At 59.2% G+C, this 22,712-nt stretch carries 18 protein-coding genes and 6 tRNA genes; 21 read left to right on the forward strand and 3 right to left on the reverse strand.

Annotated features, from left to right (window positions below; all coding sequences use genetic code 11):
- Positions 1 to 63: 63 nt before the first annotated feature.
- A complete protein-coding gene (locus KI797_RS02090) occupies positions 64 to 486 on the reverse strand; it encodes a competence protein CoiA family protein (protein ID WP_226171234.1) in 423 nt (140 codons plus the stop codon).
- A 285-nt stretch (positions 487 to 771) separates the two neighbouring features.
- Between KI797_RS02090 and KI797_RS02095 the strand changes: the two genes are divergently transcribed.
- From KI797_RS02095 to KI797_RS02135, 9 genes are all read left to right on the forward strand, one after another.
- Positions 772 to 2,619: a class I SAM-dependent DNA methyltransferase gene (locus tag KI797_RS02095; RefSeq protein ID WP_226171237.1), complete on the forward strand. Its 1,848-nt coding sequence runs from the start codon at positions 772 to 774 to the stop codon at positions 2,617 to 2,619.
- Entirely contained in the window at positions 2,609 to 3,844 is a 1,236-nt protein-coding gene (locus KI797_RS02100) for a restriction endonuclease subunit S (RefSeq protein WP_226171240.1), read from the forward strand. The genes KI797_RS02095 and KI797_RS02100 overlap by 11 nt, the downstream gene beginning before the upstream one ends.
- Positions 3,841 to 6,177, forward strand: coding sequence for an AAA family ATPase (locus tag KI797_RS02105; RefSeq protein ID WP_226171242.1), 2,337 nt, complete (start codon positions 3,841 to 3,843; stop codon positions 6,175 to 6,177). The genes KI797_RS02100 and KI797_RS02105 overlap by 4 nt, the downstream gene beginning before the upstream one ends.
- Positions 6,174 to 7,562 carry an McrC family protein gene (locus KI797_RS02110; protein ID WP_226171243.1) on the forward strand — a complete coding sequence of 463 codons (1,389 nt, stop codon included), beginning with the start codon at positions 6,174 to 6,176 and terminating at the stop codon, positions 7,560 to 7,562. The genes KI797_RS02105 and KI797_RS02110 overlap by 4 nt, the downstream gene beginning before the upstream one ends.
- Positions 7,563 to 7,602: 40 nt before the next feature.
- Complete coding sequence (locus KI797_RS02115) at positions 7,603 to 10,704, forward strand: type I restriction endonuclease subunit R (protein WP_226171245.1); 3,102 nt, start codon at positions 7,603 to 7,605, stop codon at positions 10,702 to 10,704.
- 169 nt (positions 10,705 to 10,873) lie between these two features.
- Positions 10,874 to 11,416: a hypothetical protein gene (locus KI797_RS02120; protein ID WP_226171247.1), complete on the forward strand. Its 543-nt coding sequence runs from the start codon at positions 10,874 to 10,876 to the stop codon at positions 11,414 to 11,416.
- Positions 11,413 to 11,745, forward strand: coding sequence for a hypothetical protein (locus KI797_RS02125; protein ID WP_226171249.1), 333 nt, complete (start codon positions 11,413 to 11,415; stop codon positions 11,743 to 11,745). The genes KI797_RS02120 and KI797_RS02125 overlap by 4 nt, the downstream gene beginning before the upstream one ends.
- A complete protein-coding gene (locus KI797_RS02130; protein WP_226171250.1) occupies positions 11,742 to 12,422 on the forward strand; it encodes a hypothetical protein in 681 nt (226 codons plus the stop codon). Before KI797_RS02125 ends, KI797_RS02130 begins: the two co-directional genes overlap by 4 nt.
- A gap of 76 nt (positions 12,423 to 12,498) precedes the next feature.
- Positions 12,499 to 12,639 carry a hypothetical protein gene (locus tag KI797_RS02135; protein ID WP_199770507.1) on the forward strand — a complete coding sequence of 47 codons (141 nt, stop codon included), beginning with the start codon at positions 12,499 to 12,501 and terminating at the stop codon, positions 12,637 to 12,639.
- Between the two features lie 702 nt (positions 12,640 to 13,341).
- Here the strand turns inward: KI797_RS02135 and KI797_RS02140 are convergent.
- Complete coding sequence (locus KI797_RS02140) at positions 13,342 to 13,749, reverse strand: Spy/CpxP family protein refolding chaperone (protein WP_042649970.1); 408 nt, start codon at positions 13,747 to 13,749, stop codon at positions 13,342 to 13,344.
- A 245-nt stretch (positions 13,750 to 13,994) separates the two neighbouring features.
- Between KI797_RS02140 and pncC the strand changes: the two genes are divergently transcribed.
- From pncC to KI797_RS02200, 12 genes are all read left to right on the forward strand, one after another.
- The gene (gene pncC, locus KI797_RS02145; protein ID WP_041207091.1) at positions 13,995 to 14,486 is read left to right on the forward strand and encodes a nicotinamide-nucleotide amidase; all 492 of its coding nucleotides are present in this window, start codon (positions 13,995 to 13,997) and stop codon (positions 14,484 to 14,486) included.
- Positions 14,487 to 14,566: 80 nt separating this feature from the next.
- Complete coding sequence (gene recA / locus KI797_RS02150; RefSeq protein WP_005324574.1) at positions 14,567 to 15,628, forward strand: recombinase RecA; 1,062 nt, start codon at positions 14,567 to 14,569, stop codon at positions 15,626 to 15,628.
- A 40-nt stretch (positions 15,629 to 15,668) separates the two neighbouring features.
- Positions 15,669 to 16,169: a regulatory protein RecX gene (locus KI797_RS02155; protein WP_043128912.1), complete on the forward strand. Its 501-nt coding sequence runs from the start codon at positions 15,669 to 15,671 to the stop codon at positions 16,167 to 16,169.
- 280 nt (positions 16,170 to 16,449) lie between these two features.
- Positions 16,450 to 19,074 (forward strand): alanine--tRNA ligase, encoded by a 2,625-nt coding sequence (alaS, locus tag KI797_RS02160; protein WP_171275374.1) that lies wholly within the window; start codon positions 16,450 to 16,452, stop codon positions 19,072 to 19,074.
- A gap of 16 nt (positions 19,075 to 19,090) precedes the next feature.
- Positions 19,091 to 20,338, forward strand: coding sequence for an aspartate kinase (locus tag KI797_RS02165; protein WP_005332431.1), 1,248 nt, complete (start codon positions 19,091 to 19,093; stop codon positions 20,336 to 20,338).
- Between the two features lie 93 nt (positions 20,339 to 20,431).
- On the forward strand, positions 20,432 to 20,620 hold the full coding sequence (csrA, locus tag KI797_RS02170; protein WP_005315760.1) for a carbon storage regulator CsrA: 189 nt from the start codon (positions 20,432 to 20,434) through the stop codon (positions 20,618 to 20,620).
- Positions 20,621 to 20,833: 213 nt separating this feature from the next.
- Positions 20,834 to 20,926, forward strand: a tRNA-Ser gene (locus KI797_RS02175).
- Between the two features lie 4 nt (positions 20,927 to 20,930).
- Positions 20,931 to 21,007 (forward strand) — tRNA-Arg (locus tag KI797_RS02180).
- A gap of 98 nt (positions 21,008 to 21,105) precedes the next feature.
- Positions 21,106 to 21,182, forward strand: a tRNA-Arg gene (locus tag KI797_RS02185).
- Between the two features lie 26 nt (positions 21,183 to 21,208).
- Positions 21,209 to 21,285: transfer RNA gene (locus KI797_RS02190), tRNA-Arg, on the forward strand.
- A 25-nt stretch (positions 21,286 to 21,310) separates the two neighbouring features.
- Positions 21,311 to 21,387, forward strand: a tRNA-Arg gene (locus tag KI797_RS02195).
- 25 nt (positions 21,388 to 21,412) lie between these two features.
- Positions 21,413 to 21,489 (forward strand) — tRNA-Arg (locus KI797_RS02200).
- Positions 21,490 to 21,857: 368 nt separating this feature from the next.
- Here KI797_RS02200 and pbpG read toward each other — a convergent pair.
- Positions 21,858 to 22,685, reverse strand: coding sequence for a D-alanyl-D-alanine endopeptidase (pbpG, locus tag KI797_RS02205; RefSeq protein WP_171275375.1), 828 nt, complete (start codon positions 22,683 to 22,685; stop codon positions 21,858 to 21,860).
- Positions 22,686 to 22,712: the final 27 nt, after the last annotated feature.

Raw genomic sequence — 22,712 nt, forward strand, 5'->3', positions numbered from 1 at the left:
TGAGGCCCCAATGCTGGCAAGGTGCTGGTACCGTTCATGTTGGGTACGAGATGATACCTTTATCTATACCAGCAGTTGACGCTCTGCCTTGGTAACCACCGCATGTGCCCTTACCGTCCCGAGATCCACGAACCGTACAACGTTGTCGGCGAGGATGACCTCTGAGGGGAAGGTGACATCGCTTCGCAAGGTGGATCCGGAGTGGGTCGTGGCGTTGATCTGGTGGTAGTAAGCCGGGAGTGTAAGGCGTTGTTGGGTTGCAATCAGAGCGACTGCTGCGCGTCGCACACCTTCCTTATAGCCTCGGGAACAATCTTCGGCTTGGGCATGCCGGAAGTGAGGGATAACCTTCAATCCCCCGTTGGCGGCAACCAACGGTTTCCGGCATCCAGGACAGATACAGTTGCATGCGAGCCCGTTTGCAACCTCGAAGGCACGCAGCAGAACATCGTCACGTTCACCGAAGGGGATCTTGGTTCCTTGCATGGTTCTTACCTATCTGTATGCAGCCCGCGTAGCCAGTTGATACCATGCACTAACTGTTGGGGTCATGACAAATGCCCACTAACAGTTCAGAGTGCGCAGTACGAGCCTGTTACTGTAATGCCCTGATGTGACTCACTCCATGTTACTATCAGGTTGATTTGTATAGACTCAATACCCTGTTAGCGATGGGCCACAACGTTGCCGTTTCGGTGCTCTTCTATTCATCGCCCATCCACCTGTTTCGTTGTCTGTGCCCATCGGGTGCAGCCATTGTCGGAGTAGTTCATGCTAGACCCCCAGACCCTTTCCACCGCCCTGCTGGCCGCCGTTCCCGAGGATGGTAGCAGCATCGGCAACCAAGCCTTGCAGGACCAACTCAAGACGCAGTTCGCCGGGCTGACCGAAGCGCAGTTTATGGCGGCCCGTGATGCACTGATCGAGGCGGGGCAACTGCGCAAGGGGCGGGGGCGCGGCGGCTCTGTGCTGCGTGCGGATGGTACGGCGCCTGCAACGGCTAAACCCGCCGTCAAGGGCAAGAAGGTCACCCCAGCCAAGGAGGCCGCCCCGGCAGAGACCGGCATCGACGCCATCAAGCGCACCCTCTGGGCCTCGGCCGACAAGCTGCGCGCCAACATGGACGCCGCCGAGTATAAGCACATCGTGTTGGGCCTCATCTTCATCAAGTACGTCTCCGACACCTTCCAGGCGCGCCGGACAGAGCTTGAGCGCCGCTTCGCCGACGAGAGTGATGACTATTACCTGCACGATGCAGATGCGGACTTCCTGGCCGAGGAGCTGGAAGAACGCGACTACTACCGCGAGGTCAACGTGTTCTGGGTGCCCGAGGGTGCGCGTTGGGAGGCGCTGCGGGCGAGTGCCAAGCAGGCCGACATTGGCAAGCGCATCGACGACGCGCTGGTGCTGATCGAGCAGGAGAACCCGCGCCTCAAGGGCATCCTCGACAAGCGCTTCGCCCGTGCCCAACTGCCCGATGGCAAGCTCGGCGAGCTGGTGGACCTGGTCTCCACCATCGGCTTTGGCGACGAGCCGGGCGCGGCGCGCGACGTGCTGGGTCAGGTCTATGAATACTTCCTCGGCGAGTTTGCCAACGCCGAGGGCAAGAAGGGCGGCCAGTTCTACACCCCTGCCAGCATTGTGCAGACCCTGGTGGCGGTGCTCGCCCCGCACCATGGCCAGGTGTACGACCCCTGCTGCGGCTCGGGTGGCATGTTCGTGCAGAGCGAGCGCTTCATCGAGTCCCACGGTGGCAAGCTGGGGGATGTCTCCATCTACGGCCAAGAGTCCAACCCCACCACTTGGCGGCTGGCGGCCATGAACCTGGCCATTCGCGGCATGGACTACAACCTAGGCAAGGAACCTGGCGACACTTTCACCCGCAACCAGCACCCGGACCTTCGCGCCGATTTCGTGCTGGCTAACCCGCCGTTCAACATCAGCGACTGGTGGCACGGCAGCCTCGATAACGACCCGCGCTGGGTCTATGGCACCCCGCCCACCGGCAACGCCAACTACGCCTGGTTGCAGCACATGCTCTATCATCTCAAGCCCGGCGGCCGCGCCGGTATCGTGCTGGCCAACGGCTCCATGAGCTCGAGCCAGAGCGGCGAGGGGGAGATCCGCGCTCGCATGGTGGGGGCGGACGTGGTGGAGTGTATGGTGGCCCTGCCGGGCCAGCTGTTCTTCAACACCCAGATCCCCGCCTGCCTCTGGTTTCTCGCCAAGCGCAAGCGCAGCCGCCTCGGCGAGGTGCTGTTTATCGACGCCCGCAAGCTCGGCACCATGGTCAGCCGGGTGCAGTGCGAGCTGGACGCGGCCGCCATCGCCAGGATTGCTGATACCTTCCACGCCTGGAAGTCAGACGGCGAGACCGCGCAGGTCTATGAGGACGTGCCGGGCTTCTGCCGCAGCGTCACCTTGGCCGAGATCGCCGAGCACGGCCATGTGCTGACCCCAGGCCGCTACGTGGGGGCCGAGGAGGTGGAGGACGATGACGAGGCCTTTGCCGACAAGATGCAGAAGCTCACCGAGCAGTTGGGCGAGCAGATGAGCAAGGGTGCAGAGCTGGACCTGCTAATTCGCCAGAAGCTGGGGGGGCTGGGGTATGAGTTCTGAGTGGTCAGAAACAACCCTCGGTGGGTTCGTCCGACTACAACGAGGTCACGACCTAACGGCTAGCGAACAGCAGCCAGGTCCATATCCTGTAATGGGTTCAGCGGGTCAAAACGGCAGTCACAACGTCGCCAAGGCGAAAGGGCCTGGCGTGGTGGTTGGCCGCAGTGGCGCGTCCATGGGTAGGGTTCACTACTCGGAAAGCGACTACTGGCCACATAACACTTGCCTCTACGTCACGGACTTCCAAGGCAACAACCCACGGTTCGCGTACTACGTCTTGGGCTCGCTTGACTTGGCAGGCTACAACTCGGGTAGCGCGCAGCCATCGTTGAACCGGAACTACATCTATGGCATGCCGCTTAAGATTCCATCGCGTGCGCAACAAGACTCAATAGTCGAAGTTCTCAGTGCCCTCGACGACCGCATCGCCCTGCTGCGTGAGACCAATGCCACGCTGGAGGCCATCGCCCTGGCGCTGTTCAAGTCGTGGTTTGTCGACTTCGACCCGGTTCATGTCCACGCCCGTGGCGAAGAACCCGCCGGTCTCGCCCCCGAGGTCGCCGCCCTGTTCCCCGATAGCTTCGAAGAGTCCGAGCTTGGCATGGTGCCGAAGGGGTGGCGGGTTGGCGCATTCGGTGATGTATGCGCCCGTATAGAAAGTGGAGGTACGCCGAAACGTTCGGTGCCGGAATACTGGGGTGGAGGTGTTCCATGGCTTAGCTCTGGAGAAGTGCGCAACCCTATCGTTTTTGATACTAAAGAAACCATCACTGACTTGGGGGTGAGGGAAAGTGCGGCCAAATTGTGGCCACAGGGAACGACCGTGGTTGCTATGTATGGTGCAACTGCCGGTGAAGTCTGTCTATTGGCAAAGCCAACGACAGCCAACCAAGCATGTTGTGGCCTGATACCGAAGTCACAGACCCGAGCATTCATGTTCATGTGCGCTAGACGGGAACGCGTGGCACTTGCTTCAAAATCTTCCGGTTCCGCACAGCAGAATCTGAATAAGGGCCTCATAGAGAGCCACTCATTGGTGCTACCGCCAAATGAAGTCCTTAATGCGTATGAGGAGTCTGCGGGGGCATTGCTGAACTCCTGGATCGCAAATGATCAACAAGCCCAAACCCTCGCTGCCTTGCGCGACACCCTGCTGCCCCGCCTGATCTCCGGCCAACTGCGCTTGCCGGAGGCCGAGGCTATGGTTCGGGAGGCTCAGAAATGACGCTCGCATCAGACCCATTCTCTACAGCACTTGTCGTCACCTTGACCCAGGGCGCCATTGATAATGGCTATATCAGCATCGGGCGTGGGCAATTTGCCTTCTTTCCGGCGGATGCGGTGGCTAATGAACAAGGTGAGGCTCACGCGGCCATTACGCTGCTGCTGCCGACCGGTGAGCAGGTCACTACCTGTGTATTGAGCAAGTTTGGCCGCCTTCAGAAACGCCTTGGCTCCGTGTTCAAGCAGTTGTCCGTGCGTTCAGGCGATCAACTTCAGTTGACACGGATAGGCTCTGACCCCTATTGCTACCAACTAACCCATATTCCGAAGGGCTCGGTTATGACCCCTCCCACCCCATCCGCATCGCAGCAGGACGCTCCTATGCCACAATTCGTACTATCCCCCCTCAACCAGATCCTGTTTGGCCCACCGGGCACCGGCAAGACCTACCATACCATCAACAAGGCGCTGGCGATTCTCGCCCCCTCCTGGCTGGCGGAGCACGAGACGGATCGCCAAGCCTTGAAGGCGCGTTTTGATGAGCTGGTGAAGGAGGGGCGTATCGATTTTGTCACCTTCCACCAGAGCTTCAGCTACGAGGACTTTGTGGAGGGGATCCGGGCCGAAAGTGATGCAGAGAGTGGCCAACTGACCTACGAAGTGGTTGATGGCGTGTTCAAGCGCCTCTGTGAGGTGGCCGCAGCCAGGGTCACTCGCAGTGATCACCATGAGGCGATGACGCTGGATGGGCGGCGGGTCTGGAAGATGTCACTTGGCAATACCAAGGGGGATGATGCCCATATCTTCGATGATTGCATCGAAGAGGGCCTGATCCGTCTGGGGTATGGTGGCAAACATGATTACAGCAAGTGCAAGAGCCGTGAAGATGTTCAGGCTCTGCTGGAGCAATCGGCTGGCAAGATAGACAACGCATATGACTACACAGTGACCAGTGTGGTCACCTTGGTCACCCGCATGAAACGGGGCGATTTGGTAGTGGTCACCGATGGCAATCTGAAGTTCCGAGCCATTGGCGAAATCATTGGAGACTACCAATGCAAGCCGCACCCCGAGTACGGTAATAGTTATGCTCAGGTTCGCCCGGTTAAGTGGCTGTGCCAGTACACACCCTCTCTACCGAGTAGCGAGCTGATCAACGGCCGCTTTAGCCAGATGACGCTCTATGAGCTGCGTAGCCCGACTCTGAACCGGGAAAAGTTGCAGGTGCTGTTGGGGGCTCAGGTAAAGGCAGGTGGGGAGCGTACCTTCAGTCCCGGCCAGGTCTTCGGGCGTGACTACCAGGTGGTACGCGCTAGTGCTGATTTATTGGAATTGAAAAAGCCCAATGGCAATCGGCTTGGTTTTGCCCTCAATCTGCTGCAGGAGTTGGCTGATGCGGTTCGTACTGGGCAGATCACGGTGCAGGACATTCGTGAGAAGACGGTAATCGACAAGCTCCCTAATGCCAGCCTGGAGCCATATTTAGTGAATGGCTATAACAACATCTTGGCGCCTTTGGTCGAGCATCTATTGAGTTCTGAGGGGGGATCACGCGAAGCAGAGCCCAGCTCGGATGCGCGTGTACTGATCATCGATGAGATCAACCGGGGTAACGTCTCGCGTATCTTTGGCGAGCTTATTACTCTGATCGAGCCCTCCAAGCGGGCCGGGGCCGCCGAGGCGCTGAGCACGACCCTGCCTTACTCCAAGCAGCCGTTCAGCGTGCCGGACAACATCTACCTTATCGGCACCATGAACACCGCCGATCGCTCCCTGGCCGGGCTGGATATCGCGCTGCGTCGCCGCTTTGTGTTTGAGGAGATGGCCCCCAACCCCAGCCTACTCAACAGCGTGGTGGTTGAAACGGACGGCGTGCGCGTCGATGTGGCGCGGCTGCTGGCGGTCATGAACGAGCGTATCGAGTTGCTCTTGGACCGCGATCACTGCCTCGGCCACGCCTACTTTATGCCGCTCAAAGGCAACTCAACGCCAACCCTGGCGCAGCTCGGCACTGTCTTCAAGACCCAGATCCTGCCGTTGTTGCAGGAGTACTTCTTCGAGGACTGGCAACGTATCGCCTGGGTGCTCAACGACCATCGCAAGGGCAAGGCCGACCAGTTCTTGCAGGCTCCCCAAATCGATGGAGCGGCGCTGTTTGGCGACCAGGTGAAGGTGGGGAGTCATCGGCAGCGCTGGACCCTCAATGAGGGGGCCTTCGCGCGCATCGGGGCCTACGCCGGGATCATCGAGGTTGTGGCCAAGGGCGGGCATGCCGAGGGGCCGAGGGCGGCAGCTCCCGAACCTGCGTTTGAGGAAGAACAGGTGACACCGTGACGGCGCCCATCACCGTTCGGGAATACGCCAGTCTGACCACCCTGCCGGTGTCGAGCCCAACCTTGGCGCGCGCCCATATCAGCGCCGATGACTTCGATTGGCTGTGCCAACAGAGCCGCCGTTTTCGGATCACTCACGGGGTGTTGGCGGCAGAGGGGGAGGATGGAAGTTCATCCAAGGAGGCGCAGCTGGTCGAGGTACTCGACCGAAGGTGCCTGCGGCTCGATAACTACGTGGGGGTCATTGAGCTCCCGAGTGGTCAACTCATCGAGATCCTACCCAAGACGGTCAGTGATGGGGACAGTATTGAGCAGGGGCGTCAGCTGCTGCGCCAGATGCTGGAGTGCGCTCTGGACCTGCCTGCCCGCACCATGCCGGAGGCGGCGCTACAGCGCTTCGATGCCCCGCTCAGCGAGTGGGTGATGGCCCGTTTCCTGGCGACGTTGCAGCAGCTATTCAAGCGCGGGGTCCGCTCCGACTACCAGCGTATCGAGGGGGAGGAGCGCTTCTTACGCGGCCAACTCGATGTGGCGCGTCAGATGCGCCAGCCGCCGGGCAGGGCGCATCACTTCGCGCTGCGTTATGACCTTTTTCTTCCTGACCGCGCCGAGAACCGCCTGCTCAAGTTGGCGCTGGAGCAGGTTGCGCTGGCGACCCAGCAGCCGGATAGCTGGCGCCTGGCCCAGGAGCTGCGGCATCTGCTGGTCGAGGTGCCTGCGAGCCGCGACGTGGCGGGGGACTTTAGGCAGTGGCGTGATGACCGTTTGATGGCGCACTACCGGGATGCGCGCCCCTGGTGCGAGTTGATCCTCCATCGCATCATGCCGCTGGCACTGCGAGGGGAGTGGCGCGGTATCAGCCTGCTGTTTCCCATGGAGCGGCTGTTCGAGCGGTATGTGGAGGCGTGCCTGCGTCGACAGTTGCTGCCGGGGGCCGAACTAAGCAGGCAGGCTGCCAGCGAGTCGCTATGCACTCATCAGGGCAGACCTATGTTTCAGCTTCAGCCTGACCTGCTGCTGAGCCATGGCAAGCAGCGGTGGGTGCTTGATGCCAAGTGGAAGCGGCTCGATAGCGGTGACCGAGATGACAAATATGGTCTCAGCCAGGGTGACTTCTACCAGCTGTTTGCTTATGGCCACAAGTACTTGGGCGGGCAGGGGGATCTGGTGTTGATCTACCCGGCATGGCAGCGTTTCAAGGTTCCGCTCGCCCCGTTTTGTTTTGATAACGATAACCGGCTCAGGCTGTGGGTACTGCCGTTCGAGCTGGACGCGCAGGCAACGCATCGACTGTTGTTGCCCGAGTGGCCTGCGGGAGATGGCGTTTCAGGATTGGCGCTGCCACTGCGCACCAAGTTGATGGCCAGCCTGGTGTCACGCGCGTGACAGAACGGGCCGTGCGCTTAACGAACCAGAGTGATGGAACATGACCGAAGACCAATTAGAACAAGAGGTTATGGGGTGGCTGGCCGAGGTGGGCTATCGCACCGTCTGCGGCTACGACGTGGCCCCGGATTCGGATAACCCCTGGCGCAGCGACTTCCGCCAGGTGGTGCTGGAAGATGTGCTGCGTGAGGCGGTGCAACGGCTCAATCCCAAGGTGCCAGCGCAGGCGCGCGAGGACGCGGTGCGCCAGGTGCTCAACCTAGATACCCCGGCTCAACTGCTGGCTAACCGCCTCTTCCATCGCCTGCTAGTGAACGGGGTGAAAGTCGAGTACCAACGGGGCGGAGAGACGGTGGGCGACTATGTGCGGCTCGCCGACTTCGCCAATCCGATGGCCAATGTGTGGCTGGCCATCAACCAGTTCTCCATCAAGGGGCCCCACCATACCCGCCGCCCCGACATCATTCTGTTTCTCAATGGCCTGCCGCTGGTGGTGCTGGAGCTCAAGAACCCCGCCGATGAGCAGGCAGACATCTGGAAGGCGTTCGAGCAGTTGCAAACCTACAAGGCGCAGATCCCGGACCTGTTCCAGTACAACGAGATCCTGGTCATCTCCGATGGCAGCGAAGCGCGCATGGGGTCGCTGTCGGCCAATGCGGAGCGCTTCATGCAGTGGCGCACGGTGGATGGGGTCACCCTCGATCCTTTCGGCCCGTTCGGTGAGCTGGAGACACTGGTGCGCGGCATCCTGCCCCCGGCCCTGCTGCTCGACTACCTACGCTACTTCGTGCTGTTCGAAGAGGACGGCGCCCTGGTCAAGAAGATCGCGGGTTATCACCAGTACCACGCCGTGTGCTTGGCCATCTCCCAGGTGGTGCAGGCATCGCGCCCCGAAGGCTCCCGCAAGGGGGGGGTGGTGTGGCACACCCAGGGCAGCGGCAAGAGCATCACCATGACCTGCTTCGCGGCGCGGGTCATGCAGGAGACTGCGATGGATAACCCGACCATCGTCGTCATCACCGACCGAAACGACCTCGATGGCCAACTGTTCGGGGTCTTCTCGCTATCCCAAGACTTGCTGCGCGAGGAGCCGGTGCAGGTCGGCACACGCGGTGATCTGCGGGCCAAGCTGGGCAACCGGCCCTCCGGCGGCATTGTCTTCACCACCATTCAGAAGTTCATGCCGGGAGAGGACGAGGATCTGTTCCCGGTGCTGTCCGAGCGCCACAACATCGTGGTGATCGCCGACGAGGCGCATCGTACCCAGTACGGCTTCGGTGCCACCCTCAAGGTGGCCCAGTCGGGCGTGGCAGAAGGTGCGTCACGGTATCAGGTGGGTTATGCCCAGCACCTGCGAGATGCGCTGCCCAATGCCACCTTCGTGGCCTTTACCGGTACGCCGGTCTCAGGCGAAGATCGCGACACCCGTGCGGTGTTTGGCGACTACATCCACATCTACGACATGCAGCAGGCCAAGGAGGACGGGGCGACCGTCGCCATCTATTACGAGTCGCGGTTGGTCAAGCTCTCCCTCAAGCAGGAGGAGCTGCCCCACATCGACGATGAGGTGGAGGAGTTGGCCGAAGACGAGGAAGAGAGCGAGCAGGCCAAGCTCAAGTCGCGTTGGGCGGCGTTGGAGAAGGTGGTTGGCAGCACGCCCCGCATCAGGCAGGTGGCCGCCGATCTGGTCGCCCATTTCGAGGAGCGCTGTCAGGCGCAGGACGGCAAGGGGATGATGGTAGCGATGAGCCGCGAGATCTGCGTCCATCTCTATGATGCCATCGTGGCGCTGCGCCCTGACTGGCACGATCCCGACCCCGAGAAGGGCGCCATCAAGATCGTGATGACTGGCAGCGCCTCGGACAAACAGCTGCTGCGCCCCCATATCTATCCGGGCAAGGTCAAGAAGCGGCTAGAGGCGCGCTTCAAGGACCCGGCCGATCCGCTCAAGCTGGTGATCGTTCGCGACATGTGGCTGACCGGCTTCGATGCCCCCTGCATGCACACCCTCTACGTTGACAAACCGATGAAGGGCCACAACCTGATGCAGGCGATTGCTCGGGTCAACCGAGTGTTTCGTGACAAGCAGGGTGGGCTGGTGGTGGACTACATCGGCATCGCCAACGAGCTCAAGGCGGCCATCAAGGAGTACACCAGCAGCAAGGGACGTGGGCGGCCAACGGTGGATGCCCACGAAGCCTACGCAGTGCTGGAGGAGAAGCTCGATGTGCTGAGGGCCCTACTGCATGGCTTCGATTATGGCGACTACCTGACCGGCGGCCACAAGCTGCTGGCCGGGGCGGCCAACCATGTGCTGGGGCTGGAGGATGGCAAGAAGCGCTTCGCCGACAACGCCCTGGCCATGAGCAAGGCGTTCAGTCTCTGCTGCACCCTGGATGAGGCCAGAGCCATGCGCGACGAGGTGGCCTTCTTGCAGGCGGTCAAGGTGCTGCTGACCAAGAAAGAGATCTCGGCCAAGAAGAAGAGCGACGAGGAGCGGGAGCTGGCCATTCGGCAGATCATCGGCAACGCCGTGGTGTCGGGCGAGGTGGTGGATGTGTTCCAGGCGGTGGGGCTCGACAAGCCCAACATCGGGCTGCTCGATGACGACTTTCTCGCCGAGGTGCGCAATCTGCCTGAACGCAACCTGGCGGTGGAGCTGCTTGAGCGGCTGCTGGAGGGGGAGATCAAAGCCAAGTTCGCCACCAATCTGGCACAGGAGAAGAAGTTCTCCGAGATGTTGACCAAGGTGATCCAGCGTTATCAGAACCGTTCCATCGAGACTGCCCAGGTTATCGAGGAGCTGATCGAGATGGCCAAGAAGTTCTCCAGCGCCAGTGAGCGCGGGCAGCAGCTCGGCCTCAACGATGACGAGCTGGCGTTCTACGATGCGCTGGCTAACAACGAGGCGTCGGTCAGGGCGCTTGGGGATGAGATCCTGGCCAAGATTGCCCACGAGCTGACGGCAAGTCTGCGCAGCAGCGTGACAGTGGACTGGAACAACCGGGAGAGCGTGCGGGCCAAGTTGAGGCTGTTGGTCAGGCGTATTCTGCGCAAGTACAAGTATCCGCCCGACAGCCAGGAGGAGGCCACCCAACTGGTGCTGGCCCAAGCCGAGGCGCTGTGTGAGGCGTGGGTCTGAAGAAAAAGAATGGCTATAGGCGGTGGCCAGCCTTCGCACATCATTGATGTGGCAGGGCTTTGATAAGCTGATCATCAGTGGTGAAGACGCACAAGTTGCTCGAACGGTTTTTTAGCAAAAAAAACGGCCCCTTTGGAAATGTTATGCAGTTCAAGGATGACCCTCTCATATGAATACTCTGCACGCAGAATCGGCCCAGACACCACATAGCGATGCGTTACCAGCCGGTTTGCCTTCGTTGCTACAACGTTGTGATAACCGGTTGATGAGCTTGTGCCAGCGGTTGTGTTATTGGCTCGGGCGGTTTCTGCTGTTGGGCCTTGGGGGAGGCTACGTTGTGACGTTCTTTTCGGCCATCTTCGAATATGGCGAGGGGATAGCTGATATGGACATTGTTGAGAAGGGAACGTTGCTGTTACTGAGCTTTTTGCTTTGGCGTCATTGGCGGTACTGCCAGTATTGTTCAACGCCCTACAGGCAGAGATTGTTGCGACCATTGCAATATTGGGGGTGGGTATACGTGGTCGAGCTTGCAACAGTAGGCATCATCTTTGTTGCTGATGCAACGTTGCTTGTAGGCGATGTTAGCGAGTATCACGGCGATGCAATCTATGAACGTTTAGATTGTTTGTTGTTACTGGTAGCGCTCTATCTGGCAGCTCCTAGTTTTCAATCCCTTCGTTCTACCCCAACCGTTGAGCAAGCGCGATGATGCTACGTTATGTCCCAATGTTACTCATCCTGATGTTGTCCAAGATGGTGATGGCTGAGACTAATCGGACAACTTTGATTGAAGGTTGCGTTGAAGCTATCCAGATCTATGAGAACAATCAGCAGTACACGTTCAAAGCTGCCTTGATAACGTCACTTTCTGAAGCATTACGTGCTGGTTACTGCAAGGGTGTGATCGATGAATATGACCGTGGTCATGATTGTAAGGGGGACTGGTTAAAGCGGGCACGGTACGTTGCAGGTTACAAAGATGAGAAGAGCTTGCCGCCATCAACCGAGTCGTTGTTACGGGGAGCTTGTCAATCATGAGCTCGCACACCTTAGCAGATGCACTAAGGGACCTGTTTGGGGTTAAGTTGGCGAACTACCCCAAGCTCAAAGATCAGCTGAACAGTTTGGTTCGCAATGAACTGATACGTATGGATGTTCAACGTATCTCTCACCGAAATCACAGAAGCTTACCAACGTGCGAGCTAACAACATTGTTCAATGCAACGTTGTTGCTGGCGATCTTCCCTGATCCCGCCAAGGTTAAGCTAATCTTTGATGATATAGAGGTGCGGCAGAGAGCAGCCAAACTTGCTGGCCTGATTGTGATGAATCGGCAATCGTTGCTGGAGCTTGTCCATCTGAACGTGAATGCGGCAACCTTCGTTCATAAACTTGCGACACCTGATATAGATCTCCGAAAACACAGGTTGGATAACCCATTTGAGGTGTTACCTCAGATCTTATTGAAGGGGGATGTGGGGCTTCTGGACTGCAATGTTGCTCGTAGTGCCAGCCTTGCCAAGGCTGATCCCATGCTACGTTGCTACTTGGATGGTGAACTGGATGTTGCAGCGCAACATGCGGTTCGTGTCACCTTGGCTGCTGAAAATGAGCCAATTGAACTAGTTAAACTCGCTCAACATATCGAGGCAGAATTTGGCGCTGCAAAAGAATTCTCTGCAACAGTCGACTTTTTGTTTGGAAGGGCTTTTTAGTGCATTGCACTGATTGATGATGAGTCTTGTCAGCGCAACGTTGCACTGACGACCATCAACGTTCAAGGAGTCTTCTATGTCAAAGCAATCCCCCATCAAACCAGCCGATAACAGTGCCAACATGCAGAATCCGAATCGTGGCACTCCTGGCACTAATCGTCAGTACGATCAAACTCAGGGCAACAATGGTAAAAACTTGAATCCAAATCGCAAGTAATAACCGTGACTATCTTGGTTCACTGCAAAGCATAACAAGGGCTTTGCCGTGTGATGTTCTGGAGGCTGTGATGTCAAAAAAAGATGATGATGACAACCGTTCCCGCCAGTTAAACCCTGAGCACGATGCCTATTGGCAGAGCCGCGGGTATGACGAGCATCCAGAGGAAGAGGACGAATGATGTGTACGCAGTGGGGGCCAAGGAGCCCCCATTTTCTTTGCTTTTTGGTAAGCGGTTCTGATTGAGGATGTTGGCTGATGGTGACGTCCTAACCCTGAGACAATGCCATCTATAGAGGGGCTGCTACAAATATAGGTTAAAGTGTAGGTTGTTATGATTCACCTTTAAATATCCTTGTAAATCAACAAACAAACACCCATGCATCATGGGGGTGTGGGCGCTCAGGTTGGCGCTGGTGGCTTGGTGCTGTGCTGTCATGTTCTATTCCAGAAGGTGCTCTTGCGGGCAAGCGTCTGCCGTAATGGGTCTGAATCTGGTGGCCATTCTACATGGTCGGGCCGAGATGGTGAGGGGTTATCTCGCTTTGGGGAAGGCTGTCCTGGGGTTTCACTGGCGTGGGAGGGGAGTGACAAGCCGTGTCGGGAGGGCGGGAGCGGGGCATTGTGCGCAAGGCGTGGAAGGGGAAACAAGATCCCCGCCATCAGCGCGGGGATTGGCATCACAGAAACGGGAACCGTCTCTCAATACATGGCTTCGTTGCCACTGAGCATCTCGTGCAGCTTGGTTTTCTGCTCCGGGGTCAGCACCTTGCTGACTTCGAACAGGTAATGGGCACGGTAGTAGCGGGCCTCGGCCTGCACGTTGCTGATGGTTTGCAACTGCTTCTTGGCGGCCGCCTCGTCCCACTTGCCAGTCTTGATCATGTTGATGATGACGTCCTGACCGATGGCGTCGAGCTTGACCGCGCCGAGCTCCTTGGCCGCCTGCTCACGCAGGCTCTTGATCTGTTCAACCTGTGCGCTGGAGAGGTTCAGCTCTTGCGCCAGGGTGGTTTCGCTCTGCAGCTCGGGGGCGCTCTCGGCGGCGAAGGTATTGGTGGCAAAACAGATCGCCAGGGCAGTCATGGCGACTTTAAATTGATGCTTCATCTGCTTTCTCCAGTATCCAAAAAGATAGAAACCGCATACAGGGCGGTGCCTGCTGATTATAGGAAGCCCCCATGTACTGGAGCTTAAGCGTGGGTGACTTGCCACTCTGGCGCGCTTGCGCCAAATGCTCGACAGGGCCATGCCGGTCGCTGACGCAGCCGCTCCCGGGTAGGTTGCTCGTGATTCGGGGCAACTGCATAATGACCCCCATGTTTCCCCCGAAAGGGATCAGAGAGGGCATGAGGATGGGGCTTGAGGCAGAGATCGACCGTCTATCCCGGGAGCTCGGCGAGGCATTGCTGGCGCGAGGCTGGCTGGCCGCAACGGCGGAGTCCTGTACCGGGGGGGGCGTCGCCACGGCCATCACGGATATTGCGGGCAGCTCAGGCTGGTTCGATCGCGGCTTTGTCACCTATACCAACGAAGCCAAGCAGCAGATGCTGGGGGTGAGCATCGACAGCCTGCTGCGCCATGGCGCCGTCAGCGAGGCCGTGGTGCTGGAGATGGCCAGAGGGGGCCTCGCCCGTTCCGATGCCGGGATCTGCGTCGCCATCAGCGGCATCGCCGGGCCCGGTGGTGGCAGTGACGACAAGCCGGTCGGCACCGTCTGGTTCGCCTGGGCGGATCGCACAGGCCGTCATCACTCCCTGCTCGCCCGTTTCGATGGCGACCGCCATCAGGTGCGCCAGCAGGCGGTCAGGCAGGCCTTGTCCGGACTGCTGGCTCTGCTCAGATAAATTGGGCTTGATACTGTATGCATAAACAGTATACTTAGCCCAACTTCACTTCTTCATCACGATTCCCAGCGGAGATTGGCATGGATCAGAACAAACAGAAGGCACTGGCGGCTGCGCTGGGCCAGATCGAAAAGCAGTTTGGCAAAGGCTCCATCATGCGTCTGGGCGACAGCAAGACCATGGACATCGAAGCCATCTCCACCGGCTCCCTTTCCCTGGACGTGGCGCTGGGCATCGGTGGTCTGCCGTGCGGTCGCATCGTCGAGATCTACGGTCCGGAATCGTCAGGTAAAACCACTCTCACCCTGCAGGTGATCGCGGAAGCCCAGAAGAAAGGCAAGACCTGTGCCTTCGTCGATGCGGAGCACGCGCTGGATCCCATCTATGCCGCCAAGCTGGGGGTCAACGTCGACGACCTGCTGATCTCCCAGCCGGATACCGGTGAGCAGGCGCTGGAGATCTGCGACATGCTGGTGCGCTCCAACGCTGTTGACGTCATCATCGTCGACTCGGTGGCAGCCCTGACGCCGAAAGCGGAAATCGAAGGCGAGATGGGGGATTCCCACGTCGGCCTGCAGGCCCGCCTGATGTCCCAGGCCCTGCGCAAGCTGACCGCCAACATCAAGAACGCCAACTGCCTGTGCATCTTCATCAACCAGATCCGGATGAAGATCGGCGTCATGTTCGGCAGCCCCGAGACCACCACGGGTGGTAACGCGCTCAAGTTCTACGCCTCCGTGCGTCTGGATATCCGTCGCATCGGTGCCATCAAGGAAGGTGACGAAGTGGTCGGTAACGAGACCCGCGTCAAGGTGGTCAAGAACAAGGTGGCCCCGCCCTTCAAGCAGGCCGAGTTCCAGATCTTCTACGGTGCCGGCATCTCCAAAGAGGGCGAACTGGTGGACTTGGGCGTCAAGCACAAGCTGATCGACAAGGCCGGCGCCTGGTACAGCTACAACGGCGAGAAGATCGGCCAGGGCAAGGCCAACGTGATGAAGCTGTTCGCCGAGAACAAGGTGATGGCTGCCGAGGTGGAAGCCCGCCTGCGTGAACTGCTGCTCTCTGGCGCCGTGCCGGTCGAGAAGCCGGTGGCCGCGGTCGCCGAAGAGTTTGAAGACGAAAGCGAACAAGAGTTCGAATAAGGAACAAGGAAGGCCGGGTTGATACCCGGCCTTGTCATTTATGGTCGATGAATCTTCCCCCGAACCCGTTGAACTCTCCTTTGAAGAACGGTTTGCCGCCGCCCGCGCCTTTGCCATGCGCAGTCTGGCTCGCCGCGAGAGCGCCGAGTCGGAGCTGGCCAAGCGGCTGCGGCTGCAGGGCTTCAATGAAGAGGTGATCGAGGCCGTTGTCGAGTATTGCCGTGGCTACAACTGGGTCAATGACGATCGGTACGGCGCCATGGCGGTGCGGGCCGGTGCGGCCAAGGGCCATGGTCCCATCAAGATCCGCTTCGATCTGCGCCGCAAGGGGCTGGATGATATGCAGATCGACGCCGCCTTTGACCAGCCCGAACTGGACTGGTTCGAACTGGCGTTCGTCCTGCTCGAGCGGCGTGCCAGAGTCGCCGATCTCGGTGATTTCAAGCTGCGGATGAAATGGCTCAAGTATTTGCTTGGGCGGGGTTTTACCCAGGAGCAGGCGCGTTACGCCATCTCTGCCATGCAGCAGGGGGACGAATAACGGGTTGGTTCTGGCCATGGTGCTGTCTGGTGGCGTGATCCTCCGGCGCGTGAGATGGGAGGGGCATTTCCCCCGTTTTATCCTGCCTCTGAGGGCCATGGCGCCATGATCCGCCACCCAGCCGACTCCCCTTTCCGCCTGCGCTTGTCAGGTGTTCTGCTGCAGCCCCGTCCATTGGGGGCTTTTTCACCCGTGACGGGCCCGCGCGTTTTACTTTACCCCGCAGAAAACTTACATTATTGCGATTAAAAGTCCGTATCCGAATCAAGCAGGATTTTCCATGTATATGTCCACGTCAGAGTTACGCTCAGCGTTCCTCGAGTATTTCCGCTCTCAGGGGCACCAGGTTGTCTCCTCCAGCTCGCTGGTGCCGCACAACGATCCGACCTTGCTGTTCACCAACGCAGGGATGAACCAGTTCAAGGACGTGTTCCTTGGCGCAGACAAACGTGGCTACAACCGTGCAACCACGGCCCAGCGCTGTGTACGGGCTGGCGGCAAGCACAATGACCTGGAAAACGTCGGCTATACCGCTCGTCACCACACCTTCTTCGAGATGCTGGGCAACTTCAGCTTCGGTGACTACTTCAAGCAGGACGCCATCCGTTTTGCCTGGGAATTCCTGACCGGTACCCTCAAGCTGCCCAAAGAGCGCCTGCTGGTGACCGTCTATGAAACGGACGACGAAGCCTTCAACATCTGGGCCAATGAAATCGGCGTGCCCACCGATCGCATCGTGCGCATCGGTGACAACAAAGGCGCCGCCTTTGCCTCCGATAACTTCTGGCAGATGGGCGATACCGGCCCGTGCGGCCCCTGCACCGAGATCTTCTACGACCACGGCGACCACCTCTGGGGTGGCCCTCCCGGCTCACCGGAAGAAGACGGCGACCGTTTCATCGAGATCTGGAACGTGGTCTTCATGCAGTTCAACCGTCAGGCCGACGGCACCATGGAGCCGCTGCCCCGTCCTTCCGTGGACACCGGCATGGGTCTGGAGCGCATCTCCGCCATCATGCAGGGTGTGCACTCCAACTACGAGATCGACATCTTCCAGGCGCTGATCAAGAAGGCGGCCGAGATCGTCGGCACCGAGGATCTGAGCAACCAGTCCCTGCGCGTCATCGCCGACCACATCCGCTCCTGCGCCTTCCTGGTGGCTGACGGCGTCATGCCTTCCAACGAAGGCCGCGGCTATGTGCTGCGCCGCATCATCCGCCGCGCCGTGCGTCATGGCCGCAAGCTGGGGGCCACCGAGATCTTCTTCTACAAGCTGGCTGCCGAACTGGCGGTGCAGATGAAGGACGTGGCTGCCGAACTCATCGCCCAGCTGCCGCTGGTCGAGCGCGTGCTGCGCATCGAGGAGGAACAGTTCGTCCGCACCCTGGACCGCGGCCTGCTGCTGCTGGAAGACGTGCTGGCGAACCTCGGCGATGCCAAGGTCATTCCGGGCGAGGTGGTGTTCAAGCTGTATGACACCTATGGCTTCCCGGCGGATCTCACCGCCGACGTGGTACGCGAGCGCGAGATCGGTATCGACGAGGAAGGCTTCAAGGCCGAGATGGAGAAGCAGCGCGCCCGTGCCAAGGAAGCCTCCAGCTTCGGGGTGAACTACAACGAGGTGTTGAAACTCGATTTCGAAACCCCATTTACCGGTTACAAGCAGCTCAGCGAAAAGACGACCGTGGTCGGCATCTACAAGGATGGCGTCGAGGTGAACGGTCTCATCGCTGGCGAAGAGGCTGTGGTGGTGTTGGCGGAGACCCCCTTCTACGCCGAATCCGGTGGTCAGGTGGGCGACAGTGGCATTCTGAAAGTGGATGACGGCATCTTTGCCGTGACCGATACCCAGAAAGCTGGCAAGGCCATCATTCACAAAGGTTATCTGGAACTGGGCACCCTGGAGAAGGGCGCAGAGGTGGAAGCCGTGGTCGATGGCGAGCGCCGTCAGGCCATCGCCCTGAACCACTCGGTCACTCACCTGCTGCACGCCGCCCTGCGCCAGGCGTTGGGGGACCATGTGACCCAGAAGGGTTCCCTGGTCGGTGCGGAGCGCATGCGTTTCGACTTCTCCCACTTCGAAGGCCTGACCATGGCGACCATTCGCCGGGTCGAGGAGCTGGTCAATGCCCAGATCCGTGCCAACCACGATGTCAGCACCGAGCTGATGGATCTGGAGGCCGCGAAGTTCGCCGGCGCCATGGCCCTGTTTGGCGAGAAGTATGAAGATGATGTCCGCGTCGTGCGTATGGGGGATTACTCCACCGAGCTGTGTGGCGGTACTCATGCCAAGCGCACCGGCGACATCGGCTTCTTCAAGATCATCGCCGAGAGCGGCATCGCCGCAGGGGTGCGTCGTATCGAAGCGGTCACCGGCAAAGGTGCCATCGATTTCATGCACCAGCTGGGCGAGCAGATCGAAGAGGCGGCAGCCCTGGTGAAGGGGGATCAGTTCTCCATCGCCGACAAGGTTCGCCAGATGATGGACAAGGCAAAGCTGATGGAGCGCGAGCTGGAACAGCTCAAGGCCAAGCTGGCGGCGCAGGCCGGTAGCGACCTGCTGAGCCAGGTCATCGAGATCAATGGCCAGAAGGTGCTGATTGCTGCGCTGGAAGGTGCCGATCCCAAGTCCCTGCGCGGCATGCTGGACGAGTTGAAGAATCAGATGAAGTCCGGTGTCGTGCTGCTGGCAACCAGCAGCGAGGACAAGGTCAACCTGATCGCCGGTGTGACCAACGATCTGACCGCCAAGGTGAAGGCTGGTGAGCTGGTCAATCTGGTGGCCCAGCAGGTGGGTGGCAAGGGTGGTGGTCGTCCTGACATGGCGCAGGCGGGTGGTACCCAACCTGCTGCGGTGCCGGCGGCCCTGCAATCCGTTCACTCCTGGCTGGAAGAGCGCCTGTAAACGGGCGAGGTGATCTGTGGCACTCTATGTACAGAAGTACGGCGGCACCTCGGTCGGCACGCTGGAGCGGATCGAGGCGGTGGCTGATCGCGTTCAGCTGAGCCGCGCCCAGGGGCATGATGTGGTGGTGGTCGTCTCCGCCATGTCGGGCGAAACAAACCGGTTGCTGGGCATGGCCCAGCAGCTGGATCCGGATGCCAACCGGCGCGAGATGGATGTGCTGGTCTCGACCGGTGAACAGGTCACCATAGCGCTGCTGGCCATCGCGTTGAACAAACGGGGTTGTCCTGCGGTCTCAATGACCGGTGATCAGGTTCGTATCCACACTGATTCCGCCCATGGCAAGGCGCGCATCACCCAGATCGACACCGAGCAGGTTCAGGCCGAGCTGGGTGCGGGCAAGGTGGTGGTGATCGCCGGCTTCCAGGGCCGTGATGAGCACAACGCCATCACCACCCTGGGGCGAGGTGGTTCGGACACCACGGCGGTTGCCGTGGCGGCCGCCATCAAGGCCGATGAATGCCAGATCTTTACCGATGTGGATGGGGTCTATACCACGGATCCGCGCATCGAGCCCAAGGCACGCCGCCTCTCCACCATCACCTTCGAGGAGATGCTGGAGATGGCGAGCCTGGGGGCCAAGGTGCTGCAGATCCGTTCGGTGGAGTTCGCGGGCAAGTACCGCGTACCGCTGCGGGTGCTGTCGAGTTTTGTCGACGGAGAGGGAACCTTAATCACATATGGAGGTGAGAGGATGGAAGCACCCCTGGTATCCGGCATTGCGTTCAACCGCAACGAGGCCAGCCTGACCATTCTGGGTGTGCCGGACAGGCCGACGGTGGCCGCGCAGATCCTGAATCCGATCAGCGACGCCAACATAGATGTCGACATGATAGTGCAGAACACCATGGGGGATGGCACCGCCGACTTCACCTTCACGGTGAATCGCGATGACTATCGCCGGGCCCGCGCCCTGCTGGAGGAGACCGCCACCCTGTTGGGGGCCGCCTGTGTGCAGGGTAACGGGGAGATCGCCAAGGTCTCCATCGTCGGGGTCGGCATGTGGAATCATCCCGGGGTCGCGCGCACCATGTTCAAGGTATTGGGCGAGGAGGGGATCAACATGCAGTTGATCTCCACCTCTGAAATCAAGATATCCGTGGTGATTGACGAGAAGTACCTGGAGCTGGCCGTGCGTTCGTTGCACTCAGCGTTCGGGCTGGATAATGAGCCTCATGAGCAGCCCTTGGGGAACAATCCCTGATTGATTTAGTTTCAACCATTTACCATATCGGTATCTTTGTAAGATAATGGCGCATATCGATATAAATACAAAACAGGATACAGGAGCAAGCGAATGCTTATTTTGACTCGTCGTGTAGGGGAAACCCTGATGATCGGTGACGAAGTGACAGTCACCGTGCTGGGCGTTAAGGGTAACCAGGTTCGTATCGGTGTGAACGCACCCAAAGAGGTCTCCGTGCACCGCGAAGAGATCTACATGCGGATACAGGCCGAGAAAGTACCGGGCCAACCGAATTTCTAAGCCATCCCATTGGCAGCCTCAAGGCGACATCTCAGGTGTCGCCTTTTGTTTTTCCGGGCCCTGCAAATCGGCTTGCGAGGCGCGGAACCAGGGGGTAAGTGTCGATATTGCTTGAATATTCCACGCTTTGGCCAAATGCTGAGCGAACACGCTGTTTTCTCCAAAAAAGTGTTTGACTAAAAATCCCTGTGAAGTATTATCAGCCCCGCAAACGGAGAGGTGGCCGAGAGGCTGAAGGCGCTCCCCTGCTAAGGGAGTATGCGGCTTATACCCGCATCGGGGGTTCGAATCCCCCCTTCTCCGCCATTTTGCGCCCGTAGCTCAGCTGGATAGAGTACCTGGCTACGAACCAGGTGGTCAGAGGTTCGAATCCTCTCGGGCGCACCATATTAGACTCACGATGAGTCATGTATCGACCGTCAGCAAGTCGGTACGCTAGAAAAGGCTTACTGTTGAGTAAGCTTTTTTTATCGCTTTAAATCAGGGCGCCCGTAGCTCAGCTGGATAGAGTACCTGGCTACGAACCAGGTGGTCAGAGGTTCGAATCCTCTCGGGCGCACCATTTAAAGTGAAATCAAAGATTTATGAGCGCCCGTAGCTCAGCTGGATAGAGTACCTGGCTACGAACCAGGTGGTCAGAGGTTCGAATCCTCTCGGGCGCACCATTTTAGCAGTATCAAAAGTTTGTGAGCGCCCGTAGCTCAGCTGGATAGAGTACCTGGCTACGAACCAGGTGGTCAGAGGTTCGAATCCTCTCGGGCGCACCATTTTAGCAGTACCAAAAGTTGATGAGCGCCCGTAGCTCAGCTGGATAGAGTACCTGGCTACGAACCAGGTGGTCAGAGGTTCGAATCCTCTCGGGCGCACCATACAGACAGCCTCGACATTAGTCGGGGCTGTTTTTTTATGGGCGCCATTCTCCCGGTCCTGGGGAGCTGCGGCCCTGATGGCGATCGATGTGCCGCCGTATTGAACGACACTTGCTATTCCCGCCACATCACTCCCTGTCTTCGTCCTATCTTCCCCCTATCCGGAACCAGACCCAGCCACTCAGCGTCTTGTCATCCCAGCCCCATGCCACCTCCAGCTGCTCACAGCGCTGCTACAGGCTCGTTGGCACCACTAGGGCGGCATGAACCCAGGCTCTGGACGTTGAACGCCTTGGTGGCCGACAGCAGCCTTTGGCGGGCAATAAAAAAGGATGCCGCGGCATCCTTTCTTGTCTTCGTGGAGAGAGTCAGCTTTTCAGCCACTTGCGAATGCGATTCGCATCGCCGACAGGGGTGCGTTTGCCCACGGAGTTGAGCAGCACGATGGCGAGCTCCTGCTGGTCCGGCTTGGCGCGCATCAGCAGGCAGCGGCCCGCCTCGTCGGTGTAGCCGGTCTTGGAGAGGCGCACGTCCCAGTCCGAGTTCTTCACCAGGGGGTTGGTGTTGTTGAACATCAGGCTGTAGGCGGGCGTGCTGAAGCGCATCTCCTTGTTGGTGTCCTGGGTGAACTGGCGGATAAGCGGCTGGCGATAGGCGGCGGCGATGAGCTTGGCGAGATCCCGGGCGGTGGAGACGTTACGGGTCGACAGGCCGGTGGAGTCGTAGAAACGGCTGTTGCGCATGCCGAGCTGCCTGGCCTTGTTGTTCATGGCGCGAATGAAAGCCGAGCGGCCACCCGGATAGTGGCGGCCGAGGGCAGAGGCCATGCGATTCTCGGAGGACATCAGCGCCAGATGCAGAGCGTCACGGCGGGTCACCTTGGTGCCCATGCGCACCCGGGAGTAGGTGTGCTTGAGGTTGTCTCTGTCGTTCTGATCGATGGTCAGGGTCTGATTCAGGTTCTGGCGGGCATCCAGCACCACCAGGGCTGTCATCAGCTTGGTGAGGGAGGCGATGGGGCGCACCTGGGCAGGGTTCTTCTGGTAGAGCGTCTTGCCCGTGTTGATGTCCATCACCAGGGCACTGCCCGATTTCAGTTGCAGCTTGGCCGGGTTGGGCGCCGCCAGGGCTGCCTGCGATCCGAGCAGTCCCATCAATCCACATACCAGCGCGATTGCGCGAATCCGACACCCCATACAACCGACTCCATCCACAGCGAAAAA

The organism is Aeromonas media (genome assembly GCF_020423125.1).
GTDB lineage: Bacteria > Pseudomonadota > Gammaproteobacteria > Enterobacterales > Aeromonadaceae > Aeromonas > Aeromonas media.